Source organism: Variovorax sp. GW821-FHT09A10, from assembly GCF_059418385.1.
Window position 1 is genome coordinate 311,141 of the sequence record NZ_JBWKPT010000003.1, and the last position, 9,440, is coordinate 320,580.

12 protein-coding genes are annotated in these 9,440 nt (G+C 67.0%); all 12 read right to left on the minus strand.

What is annotated here, in order from left to right:
- Nucleotides 1-11 precede the first annotated feature (11 nt).
- The gene (locus AC07Q9_RS14765) at nucleotides 12-1,001 is read right to left on the minus strand and encodes a type II secretion system F family protein (RefSeq protein WP_489058568.1); all 990 of its coding nucleotides are present in this window, start codon (nucleotides 999-1,001) and stop codon (nucleotides 12-14) included.
- Nucleotides 1,002-1,010: 9 nt separating this feature from the next.
- Nucleotides 1,011-2,381, minus strand: a complete 1,371-nt coding sequence (locus AC07Q9_RS14770) for a TadA family conjugal transfer-associated ATPase (protein WP_495310356.1) — start codon at nucleotides 2,379-2,381, stop codon at nucleotides 1,011-1,013.
- 43 nt (nucleotides 2,382-2,424) lie between these two features.
- Nucleotides 2,425-3,576: a CpaE/TadZ family protein gene (locus AC07Q9_RS14775; RefSeq protein WP_495310358.1), complete on the minus strand. Its 1,152-nt coding sequence runs from the start codon at nucleotides 3,574-3,576 to the stop codon at nucleotides 2,425-2,427.
- Nucleotides 3,577-3,595: 19 nt separating this feature from the next.
- A complete protein-coding gene (locus tag AC07Q9_RS14780) occupies nucleotides 3,596-4,024 on the minus strand; it encodes a TadE/TadG family type IV pilus assembly protein (protein WP_492676526.1) in 429 nt (142 codons plus the stop codon).
- Complete coding sequence (locus tag AC07Q9_RS14785; RefSeq protein WP_489058572.1) at nucleotides 4,021-4,479, minus strand: TadE/TadG family type IV pilus assembly protein; 459 nt, start codon at nucleotides 4,477-4,479, stop codon at nucleotides 4,021-4,023. Before AC07Q9_RS14785 ends, AC07Q9_RS14780 begins: the two co-directional genes overlap by 4 nt.
- A gap of 5 nt (nucleotides 4,480-4,484) precedes the next feature.
- Nucleotides 4,485-5,756, minus strand: coding sequence for a pilus assembly protein TadG-related protein (locus AC07Q9_RS14790; RefSeq protein WP_495310360.1), 1,272 nt, complete (start codon nucleotides 5,754-5,756; stop codon nucleotides 4,485-4,487).
- Between the two features lie 45 nt (nucleotides 5,757-5,801).
- Nucleotides 5,802-5,978, minus strand: a complete 177-nt coding sequence (locus AC07Q9_RS14795; protein ID WP_070061164.1) for a Flp family type IVb pilin — start codon at nucleotides 5,976-5,978, stop codon at nucleotides 5,802-5,804.
- A gap of 89 nt (nucleotides 5,979-6,067) precedes the next feature.
- Nucleotides 6,068-6,253, minus strand: a complete 186-nt coding sequence (locus AC07Q9_RS14800) for a Flp family type IVb pilin (protein ID WP_489058574.1) — start codon at nucleotides 6,251-6,253, stop codon at nucleotides 6,068-6,070.
- A 90-nt stretch (nucleotides 6,254-6,343) separates the two neighbouring features.
- Complete coding sequence (locus AC07Q9_RS14805; RefSeq protein ID WP_070061166.1) at nucleotides 6,344-6,559, minus strand: Flp family type IVb pilin; 216 nt, start codon at nucleotides 6,557-6,559, stop codon at nucleotides 6,344-6,346.
- A 138-nt stretch (nucleotides 6,560-6,697) separates the two neighbouring features.
- On the minus strand, nucleotides 6,698-6,991 hold the full coding sequence (locus AC07Q9_RS14810; RefSeq protein ID WP_489058575.1) for a hypothetical protein: 294 nt from the start codon (nucleotides 6,989-6,991) through the stop codon (nucleotides 6,698-6,700).
- Nucleotides 6,992-7,003: 12 nt separating this feature from the next.
- Nucleotides 7,004-8,458 (minus strand): type II and III secretion system protein family protein, encoded by a 1,455-nt coding sequence (locus AC07Q9_RS14815; RefSeq protein ID WP_495310798.1) that lies wholly within the window; start codon nucleotides 8,456-8,458, stop codon nucleotides 7,004-7,006.
- A gap of 131 nt (nucleotides 8,459-8,589) precedes the next feature.
- Nucleotides 8,590-9,426 (minus strand): Flp pilus assembly protein CpaB, encoded by an 837-nt coding sequence (cpaB, locus tag AC07Q9_RS14820; protein ID WP_489058576.1) that lies wholly within the window; start codon nucleotides 9,424-9,426, stop codon nucleotides 8,590-8,592.
- Between the last annotated feature and the right edge of the window lie 14 nt (nucleotides 9,427-9,440).

A 9,440-nucleotide genomic window follows, 5' to 3' on the forward strand; every position in this document is an offset into this window, starting at 1 on the left:
GCGCTTCTCCTTCAGACGTGAATCTTCACGATCTTGCGCAGCAGCACGATGCCCACGAGCATCAGCACCAGCATGTAGCGCAGCACCGTCTCGCCGATCGGGTCGGTCCACAGCGGCGACATGAACTCGGGATTGAAGACGTTCATGAGCGCCGCCAGAGCGAACGGCATGACGCCCAAGATCCAGGCCGACAGCCGCCCTTCCGACGACAGCACCCGCACCCGCGCCAGCAGCTTGAAGCGCTCGCGGATGAGCCGGCTCAGGTTGCCCAGCACCTCCGTCAGGTTGCCGCCCGAGTCGCGCTGGATCAGCACCGACACCACGAAGTAGCGCAGGTCGGTGAGCGGCACGCGCTCGCTGAGGTTGGTCAGCGCCTGCTGCAGCGAGACGCCAAAGTTCACCTCGTCGGCCACCAGGCGGAACTCGCTGGCGATCGGCTCGGGCATTTCCTCGCCGATCATCTGCACGCCGCTGGCAAAGGAGTGGCCCGCGCGCAGGGCGCGCGTCACGAGGTCCAGCGCGTCCGGCAGCTGCTTTTCGAGGCGCTCCAGCCGGTGGCTGCGCTGATGCTGCAGGTACAGCACGGGAAGCACCGCCGCCACGGCCCCGGCGAGAAGCGCCAGCACCAGGGGCTGATGCGCCGCCCACACGGCGCAGAACGCGAACACGCCGAGCGCCCCGCAGGCCAGCAGGAAGCTGGACACCGTCCAGTCCAGCCCCGCCTGCAGGATGAAGCGGTCCAGCCGGTGCGCCCGCGGCAGCGCCAGCAACTGGCGCTGCATCCACGGCACATCGCTGAGCATGCGCTCCTTGGCGAGATGCGCCTGCGGCGTGCGGTCGACCGCGGCGGACATCGCCTGCAGACGCTTCTCGATCTTGCGTGCGTCGGGCCCCTTGTAGGACCGCCACAGCAGGTAGAGCCCCTCGATCATGAGCAGCGCGGTCACGAAGACCAGCACCGTGACCGTGATCAGCGTGTCACCCCCCAGGTTTTCGAACATGGCGCGCTCCTATTCGTAGTGCTTCTCGGGATCGAAGATGCTGTCGGGCAGGTCCACGCCGTACGCGTGCAGCCGCTCCATGAACTTCGGCCTCACGCCGGTCGCGTGGAAATGACCGCGCACCTGGCCGTCGGGGCCCATGCCCGTCTGGTGGAAGGTGAAGACCTCCTGCATGGTGACGATCTCGCCCTCCATGCCGGTGATCTCCTGGATGCTGGTGACCTTGCGCCGCCCGTCGACCAGCCGCAGCACCTGGACCACCACCGTGATCGCCGAGGCGATCTGCTGGCGCACGGTGCGGTGCGGCAGGTTCAGGTTGGCCATGCCGATCATGTTTTCCAGCCGGGCCAGCGCATCGCGCGGCGAATTGGCGTGGATGGTGGTGAGCGAGCCTTCGTGGCCGGTGTTCATGGCCTGCAGCATGTCGACCGCTTCGGCGCCGCGCACCTCGCCGATCACGATGCGGTCGGGCCGCATGCGCAGCGCGTTGCGCACCAGCGCGCGCTGCGTGATCTCGCCCTTGCCTTCGATGTTCATCGGTCGCGTCTCCATGCGCGCGACGTGCGGCTGCTGCAGCTGGAGCTCGGCCGCATCCTCGATGGTGATGATGCGCTCGGTCTCCGGAATGAAGCCCGAGAGAATGTTCAGCAGCGTGGTCTTCCCTGCCCCGGTGCCGCCCGAGATCAGCATGTTGACCTTGGCCTGGGCCAGGCCCTCGAGCATCTGCGCCATCGGCGGCGTGAGCGACTTGAGGTCGCTCACCAGGTTGCTCATGCGCAGCGGGATCTTCGCGAAACGGCGGATCGACATCATCGGCCCGTCCAGCGCCACCGGCGCGATGACGGCGTTGACCCGCGACCCGTCGGGCAGCCGCGCATCGACCATGGGGCTGGACTCGTCGATGCGCCGCCCCACCAGCGAGACGATCTTGTCGATGATGCGCAGCAGGTGCTTCTCATCGGTGAAGCTCACGTTGGTCAGCTCCAGCCGGCCCCGGCGCTCCACGTAGATCTGGTCCGGCGAGTTGACCAGGATGTCCGACACGGTCGGATCGGCCATCAGCAGCTCGATGGGCCCGAAGCCCAGCATCTCGTGCTGGATGTCGCGGATCAGCGTGCGCCGCTCGATGTCGTTGAGCGCCTCGGGCTCTTCCTGCAGCAGCCGCCCGACCATGGTCGAGATTTCCTGGCGCAGCGCGTCAGGCTGCAGGGTTTCGAGCGCCGCCAGGTCGAAGCGCTCCAGCAGCTTCAGGTGCATGCGCTCCTTCAGCAGCTTGTAGGTGTCCGAGGCGAAAGGCGACGCCGTCAGCTCGACGACCGGCCCCGCCGGGCGCGCGCCGGCATCGCCGTCGATCGCATTGAGTTGGTCCCTGAATGACATGGTTGGCACCTCCGCCTGGGTATGGATGGAAATCCGCGTGGTCTCAGGCACGGCGGAACAGCCGCCCCATGAAGCCGGGTGTTGCTTCCGGCCGCGGGCTGAGCGTGTGGGCGATCTCGTCGAGGCGCTTGGCGAGCGCGCTGCCGCGCGACATCTCCGACAGCGGCACGCCGCGGTTGATGGACGCATCGACGTCCTTGCCGCCGTCCGGCACCGTCGTGAACGTCGCGCCGGGCAGCGACCGGCGCATGTCCGACAGCCCGATCTCGCCGCCGCCTGTGCTGCGGTTCACCAGCAGCTCAACCTTGCCGGGGGCGTAGCCGAGCGACTTGAACACCTGCATCAGGCGCGTCACGTTGCGGATGTGCGGCAGGCTGGTCTGCAGCACCGGAAAGATGCGCTCCGCGCGGTCGAGCACGCGCAGCGTGAGCGTGTCGATGCGCGTGCCGAGATCGAAGATCACGAAGTCGTACTGCGCGAGCGCCACCTGCAGGATGGCGTCGATGTGCTCGGCCTTGACGTCCATCGCGCGCGCCAGGTCCTCGGGAGCGGGCAGGACGCTGTAGCTGGGCGACACGCGCACCACGCTCGCCGCCAGCAGCGAAGCATCGAGGCGTCCGATGTCGCGCGCCACGTCGGCCATCGTCGAGGTCGGGCGCAGGTCGCTCACATACGACAGCGCGTCGCCGAACTGCAGGTTCAGGTCGATCAGCAGCACCGAGCGCTCCCGCGACAGCTGGTGCGCGATGTTGGTCGCAAGAAAGGTCGCGCCGCTGCCGCCCTTGCAGGGCATGAACGCCACCACGCGCCCGGGGCTGCGCGCCTGCGAGCCGGCCATCTTGAGCGCGATGCGGCCGACAGCCGCTTCGAGCGCAGTGGTGTCAGCGGGCGACGGCAGCACCTCGCGCACGCCCGCGCGCATCGCGTGGATCAGGAACTCGGGCGTCTGCATGGCGCACAGCAGCACCACCGCCACCGCCGGGTGCCGCAAGGTCAGGGCCTCCACCAGCGAAAGCTCCTGCGGGTCGCAGCACATGCCGTCGACCAGCAGCAGGTCCGGCGCGACCTTCTCGACGACCGCCTGCATCCGGCTCTTGCCGCCTTCGAAGAGCGACACGGCATGGCCGCGCGGCTCCAGCACCTTGCGCATGTCCTGCAGGTGGTTCGGATTGGGGGAAACGATGGCGATCTTCATGGTCGTGTCCGGTGTGCTGTTAGGAACAGATGGCCGCGCTGTTCGGGTCCTTGCGCATGACCTCGCGCGGCAGGTACGTGGAGAACCCGGGCATGGGGATCAGCGGCCCGGCGGCGCCCACGATGGGAGAAATCCACTGGTAGTTCAGGCCGGTGATGCTGACGGTGACGCCCTGGCACGTGGCCGCCGTGCAGCCCGAAGGCGCCCACGTCACCGACACCGTGCTGATCTGCGGCAGCAGCGCCCGCATCCGGGCGAGCACCTGGGCCTGGTAGGCGGTGTCGTCGCACACCACCGCATACCGGGCGCCCGCGCGCGTGGCCTCCTGGGCCGCGCTCCAGGTGAACAGCATGCGCGAGAAATCGACGATGCCCAGAACGAGCATCAGGAAGATGAGCAGGCCCAGCGCGAACTCGACGGTGGTCGCGCCCTTGATGTGGTGTCTCATGACGCAGCCCTCATGGTGGCGGTGATGTCGCTGAAGACGATGTTGCCGTTCGCACCGGTGAAAACGACGCCCATCACCGAAGGGAACAGCGAATGAAAGGCGTAGCTGCTGACGCGCACCGTGACCGTGGTGATGATCGGGTTGGCCCCGGCCGCCTGCCAGGTGCAGCAGCTGCCGGCGGGCACGTTCGAAAGGCTCAGCCCGCGTGCCAGCGGCGCTCCGGTGCCGGCGGTATTGCCGTACACGATCAGGTTGCGCGCCTCGGTGACGTGCGTGTTGGGTGTCTGCACCGACAGGTAGCGCACCGCATCGCGGGTCGATTTGACGACCGCGTTGTACTCGTACACCGCGCGGCCGAACTCGGTGGTGATGAAGGTCAGCAACAACAGCACCGGCGTGATGAGCGCCAGCTCGATCAGCGCGGCGCCATGCTGGGTGCGACGGGACTTTTTCATGATGCTCACCTCACCAGGACCGGAACCAGCGGGCCTGCGGATCCACCGGCCAGCCCGCCGGTGGTGCAGGGGCTGGCGACGGCTCCCGCGTTGCCGAGGAATTCGAGTTGCGTGTCGGTCATCGGAATGCTCAGCGGCTGCAGCATCAGCATGCAGAGGTAGTCGATCACGTGGTTGCCGCCGTCGATGACCGGCACCGTGACGAAGCGGCGGTCCATGCCGTACTGCATGTGGCCTCCAGCCACGTTGCCGGGCGTGGCCAGCTTCTGGAAACTGTTGAGCGACAGCCCCGTGATCGACTCGCAGCTGTTCGAGCCCTTCACCTTGGTGCCAGTGTCGGCGCAGGACGCGAAGGCGGCCCGCTTGGTCACGAAATTCTGGGCGGTCGGGTCTGCGCCTGGGCCCGGTGCGCCCTTGTAGGCGTTGAACTTCGCGGGCCAGTTGAGCGCGGTGTAGGCATAGCCGGTGTAGTCGGGCCGGCTCACGCTCGGATCGCCGCTGTTCTTGTAGATGCCGAAGCGGTAGTTCCAGGTGTCGGCCACCGAGGTCTGCACGCCGGGGGTTCCGATCGTGTCGCCCACCCTGGCGCCACAGCGGCCGTTGAGTTCGCTTTCGGTTTCCGAGGCGCTGTTGCTGCCGTCGAGGTTGGCCCAGCCGATCTGGCCACCCGTGGCCGCGTTCTGCGCCATGATGAGCGTCACCCATTCGCCGACGGCAAAGCCGTAGTTCGGTGCCGCGCCGCCCGGCTTCGGCTTCGCCGCGACCGGAATGGGACATGCGGTCTGTGCGCTTGCGCGGGTGGCGACGGCGCTCGCCGCCACACTGCGTGTCGCGGGGTTGCCGGCGGTATCGCCCGAGAAGGCGCCGATGGCCTGCAGCAGCCACATCTTGATGTTGGGTTGGCTGTGCGTGCATTGCGCGTAGACGGCCACGGCAGGATCGATCGTGGACGCATAGGAGGCATCGCGGAACGTGACTTCTGCGGCCACGATCTGGCCTTCCCCGCGCCAGGTGGCCGACTGCATGTTCACCGGGTTCGCATTGCCGGCCGTCTGGCCGGCGCTCTTGCCCCGCGTGATCGCCGAGCTCGATTTATCGAGCTCGCGCGCCGCGGCCAGTGCGCAACTGTCCACCGCCGTCTGCAGCTCGGTCCTGACGACGAACAAATGGCCGAAGTCGAGCGCAATGCCCATGAACCCGAGCAGGAACAGCAGGAACAGCGCGGCCGTGATGATCATCGCGCCGCGCTGGCGGCGAGGGGAGCGGCGGGCTTTCATGATCGGCTTTCTGTGCAGAAGTGGCAGTTTGAAAAAGCCTGCGCTTCAGGCGCAGTTGACGCCGCCGTAGCAAGTCAAGACGCGATCAACGAGATCGCTGAGACCGGTGTCGGTGACCAGTGGTCGCAGCGCGATGATCAGCACGATAGAGATCACGGCGATGACCAGCGCGTACTCCACCACCTGAGCACCGCCCTCTTCTTTCAAAAAGGACTTGAACATGGGACTGCTCCTTTTTCATTGAAAAGAATGCGGACTCGATAAGGGAGGCGGCGAGCGTGGCGCATGCCCCGGATCGCCCGCCGAACTACCTACACGCAACCACCGGTCGTCGATGTCAGGCAGGTTTTCACTCGATCGATGAAGAGCGAGAAGCTGCCACCGTTGTCGGTGAGCGCCTTCAACGCGACGACCAGAGCGATCGAGACGACTGCGATGATCAGCGCGTACTCCACCACTTGAGCGCCGCTCTCGTCCTGCAAGAATGGCTTGAACATGGGACTACTCCTTTCCTGTTGAGAAGAATGCGGGTCCGATACGTGGAGGCGGCGAGCCTGGAGCGTGCCCCGGCTCGCCCCGCCAACTACTTACACGCAACCGCCGGTCGTGGAAGTCAGGCAAGTCTTCACGCGATCGATGAAGAGCGAGAAGCCGCCGCCGTTGGCGGTGAGCGCCTTCAGCGCGACGACCAGTGCGATCGAGACGACCGCGATGATCAGCGCGTACTCGACGACCTGTGCGCCTTCTTCCTCGAGCATGAAGCCGCGTGTCGATTGGCCGATGGCCTTCAGAAAGTTTTTCATGGTTCTTTCCTTTCAAGGTTTGAACAGTTGGAAATCGGGTTCGAAAAAGAGTGGTGGTGGAAAAATTTCATTGCAATTCGTCGCGTTCTCCTTTCCATGTGAAGACTCGAATGGAATGAATCCGCCTCACGCGGTCTGTCATTTCCCCGAGCCGCCGCCCTGACCACCGATCTGCCCGCCGATGTTGATGACGTTGGTCACCGGCGGCGGGGTCTTGTAAGAGTCCTGGTACTGCACCATCGACTCGCGCGCCGCGCGGCCGTCCATGCCCATCACCGGGTCGCCGTTCTTGCCGGCGTTCGGGTTCAGCGTCATCTTCTTCTTGGCGTCCCGCACCGCGTCGCCGAAGCGCGCGTCGTAGTGGGGTGTCACGCTGGAGCAGCCGGTCGCCAGAAGGCATGCAAGCGCAAGGGTGGTCGATCTGATGAACATGGCGGTTACTCCTCACGGGGTTTCGCTGGCCGGGGCGGCCGGGGCCGGGGTGCTGCTTTCGAGGGCCCCGTTGAGGTAGACCTCGGCGCGGCTGGGCGGGACGTGGTTGTCGGTCGGCACGCGCGGCGACTGGGCCAGCGGGCGCACCAGGCGCGGCGTGATGACGAACATCAGCTCGGTCTGCTCGTTCTGGAACTCGGTGCTGCGGAACAGCGCGCCCATCACCGGCACTTCGCCCAGCCCCGGGAAACGCTTGATCGCTTCGGTCGCGTTGCTCTTGATGAGCCCGGCGATGACGAAGCTCTGGCCGTCGTTAAGCTGCACCGTGGTGTCGGCACGCCGCACCGTGAGCGAGGGCAGCACGGACGTCACGCCACCGACCGTGGTGAAGGGCGAGCCGGTCTGCGACAGGTCCGACACCTCGGACACCATCTTGAGGTTGATGCGGTCGCCGTTGAGCACCGTCGGCATGAACTTGACGCCGATGCCGAACTCCTTCTCTTCCAGCGTGATGGTGGTGCCGTTGCCGCCGCCACCGGTTTGCGCCACCGGAATGAAGATCTTGCCGCCCGACAGGAAGCTGGCCTGCTGGCCGCTGATGGCCATGATGTTGGGCTCGGCAAGGACGCGCACCAGCCCGTCGTCCTTCTGGCCGTCGATGGTCACCGCGGTGCGTCCGATGCGCAGCGCCTGGACCAGCCCGCCGCCCGAGCTCAGGAAGTTCGAGATGAGCGAGTAGTTGTTCTGCCCCCCGCTGCCCGTGCGCGCCAGGCCGACGCGCGCGCCCAGCCGGTCGAGCAGGGTCTTGCTCACTTCGGCGATCTTCACTTCGAGCATCACCTGCTGGGACGTTCCGACGCGCAGCAGGTTCACCACCTTCTTGCCCTCGGCGCCGTAGGCCGAGGCCAGGTTCATCACGTCGTCGAGCTTCAGCGCGTCGCTGACCTCGCCGGTGAGCACGATGGAACGTTCGGCGCTGCGCACGCGGATGCCGCGCTCTTCGGGCATCAGCTCCGCCAGCTTGGCCTGCAGCGCGCCGGGGTCGATGGTGACGATCACGTCCTTGATGTGGCAGGTGCCGTCGGCGCTCTGGAGCACGACGTTCATCGAGCCGGCCTGGCGGCCCCGGAAGAACAGGTCGGTCGGGCTCAGCAGCGTGACCTCGATGTCGCCGACGCCGTCGCTGCGGGCCGCGGGGGGCGGTGCCACGGGCGCCGCGCCCTGCGGGGCTGCGGCCGGCGCGGGCGCCGGGCTCTGGGGCTGCGGCTGGCCGCTGACCACGATGCGCACCGCGCGCGCCTTCAACGGAATGACCACCGACTTGCCGAGCACGGCATAGGTCGGCTCGTCGTCCGGAATGATGGCGGTGCAACGCCGGCTGGTGGATGCATTGCCACCGGCCGCGGCAGCTGCGGGCCGTGCCGCGGCGGGCGTGGCGGCTGCAGCGGCTGCAGTGGCGGCGGGCATGGCGGCCGTGACCGGGGCGGTTGCCACGACCTCCGCGGCCAGGGCGGGTGTCGCCACGGTCGCGAGGGTCGCCAGCAGACGGGCGATGGTTGTTGTGAGTGGGCGCACTTGGTGTTCCTCCTGACGAACGATCAGAAACAGGTGACCGAACGCGAGGCGCTCTGGATCACCTCCACGCATTCGGAAGACCGCGGGGCGGCGGGCGCCGCCCGTTGCACACGCGGGCGGGCCGGTGCCGCGGTGGAGACCGGCACGATGTCCTTCTTCTCGCCGAACAGCTGCCCCTTGGTGATGCCCAGGGTGGCGACCGTGGTCTTGTCCATCTGGTTGCGCAGCACCAGCGACAGGGTGCCCACGCTGCGTGCCAGGTCGAGCTTCTCGGAGTCTTCGAGCGAGAGTTCGAGCGTCACCGCGCTCACGACCTTCGGCTTGGTGTCGTCGCGGTTGGCCTCCTGGGCCACGGCCAGCACCAGCACCTGCTCGAGCACGGTCTTGCTGATCTGCAGCGCGTCTTCGCCGCGCCCCTTTTCCTGCTGGGCGTTGACCATCACGTCGACGTAGTTGCCCGGCAGCGCGAAGCCCGCCACGCCGACCACGTCATTGACGCGCACCGTCATGGCCCGCTTGCCGCTGGCGATCACCGCCGACAGCCCGCCCTGCGTGCCCACCGGCGCCAGCTTGCCCTCGATGAGCGCTTCGCCGCGCAGCACGCCGACCTTCACCACGCGGTCGTTCAGCGCCTTGATGTCGCCGAAGGAGCCGTTGGGCACCGAGCCGCTGGGCCAGTCGACCGTGGACAGCATCTGCGCGTTGACGCGGCTGCCCAGGTCGATGTCGACGGCGGCCACGACCACCTTGTTGGACGCGATGCCGCTTTGCCGCGAGATCCAGCCGGTCGCGTAGACCGCGGCCGCCAGCCCGAACAGCAGGGCCAGAAAGATCAGCCCGATCGCCTTGATGTTCTTCATACGAACCTCCGCCA

Excerpts from the sequence above, each read along its gene's own strand:
- AC07Q9_RS14790 (WP_495310360.1), bottom strand. The coding sequence starts at position 5,756 with ATGAAAGCCCGCCGCTCCCCTCGCCGCCAGCGCGGCGCGATGATCATC.
- AC07Q9_RS14805 (WP_070061166.1), bottom strand. The coding sequence starts at position 6,559 with ATGAAAAACTTTCTGAAGGCCATCGGCCAATCGACACGCGGCTTCATG.
- AC07Q9_RS14815 (WP_495310798.1), bottom strand. The coding sequence starts at position 8,458 with ATGCCCGCCGCCACTGCAGCCGCTGCAGCCGCCACGCCCGCCGCGGCA.
- cpaB (WP_489058576.1), bottom strand. The coding sequence starts at position 9,426 with ATGAAGAACATCAAGGCGATCGGGCTGATCTTTCTGGCCCTGCTGTTC.
- AC07Q9_RS14775 (WP_495310358.1), bottom strand. The coding sequence starts at position 3,576 with ATGAAGATCGCCATCGTTTCCCCCAATCCGAACCACCTGCAGGACATG.
- AC07Q9_RS14765 (WP_489058568.1), bottom strand. The coding sequence starts at position 1,001 with ATGTTCGAAAACCTGGGGGGTGACACGCTGATCACGGTCACGGTGCTG.
- AC07Q9_RS14795 (WP_070061164.1), bottom strand. The coding sequence starts at position 5,978 with ATGTTCAAGTCCTTTTTGAAAGAAGAGGGCGGTGCTCAGGTGGTGGAG.
- AC07Q9_RS14810 (WP_489058575.1), bottom strand. The coding sequence starts at position 6,991 with ATGTTCATCAGATCGACCACCCTTGCGCTTGCATGCCTTCTGGCGACC.
- AC07Q9_RS14785 (WP_489058572.1), bottom strand. The coding sequence starts at position 4,479 with ATGAAAAAGTCCCGTCGCACCCAGCATGGCGCCGCGCTGATCGAGCTG.
- AC07Q9_RS14780 (WP_492676526.1), bottom strand. The coding sequence starts at position 4,024 with ATGAGACACCACATCAAGGGCGCGACCACCGTCGAGTTCGCGCTGGGC.
- AC07Q9_RS14800 (WP_489058574.1), bottom strand. The coding sequence starts at position 6,253 with ATGTTCAAGCCATTCTTGCAGGACGAGAGCGGCGCTCAAGTGGTGGAG.
- AC07Q9_RS14770 (WP_495310356.1), bottom strand. The coding sequence starts at position 2,381 with ATGTCATTCAGGGACCAACTCAATGCGATCGACGGCGATGCCGGCGCG.